The 378-nt window shown below is 60.6% G+C and carries 1 protein-coding gene; it reads right to left on the bottom strand.

The genetic code is table 11. The features are described from left to right. Window positions 1-141 precede the first annotated feature (141 nt). On the bottom strand, window positions 142-378 hold a 237-nt coding region (locus KSY82_RS10265), incomplete at its 5' end, for a transposase (RefSeq protein ID WP_217752388.1).

Here is a 378-nt window from a genome sequence, read left to right as displayed (position 1 = left end):
AATCAGAACCACCCTTAAAAAGGGTGGTTTGCTCTTAGGGTATAACCCACGGGCCCCGGGCTCGCGTCTAAAGGCGCGGGCCCGGACTTCGTCCAGGCCTAGTGCATCTTGACCCGTGGCGCGCCGGTCGAACCGGCAGGATCACCCCCTCTTGAAGGGGTCCTCGTACTCCTTCACGCTCAGCTTGTCCAGCGCGATGTCGTGGGACTCCTGCTCCCTGATGTACTTGGCGATCGTCGCCTCGTTCAGGCCGACGGTGGACACGTAGTAGCCCTCCGCCCAGAACTTCCTGTTGCCGAACTTGTACTTGAGGTTGGCGTGCCTGTCGAATATCATCAGCGAGCTCTTCCCCTTCAGGTAGCCCATGACGCTCGCGAC

This window comes from Collinsella aerofaciens (assembly GCF_019131995.1).
GTDB lineage: Bacteria > Actinomycetota > Coriobacteriia > Coriobacteriales > Coriobacteriaceae > Collinsella > Collinsella aerofaciens_S.
The sequence above is the reverse complement of the archived record's forward strand: the minus strand, read 5'-3'. Positions and strand labels throughout refer to the sequence as shown.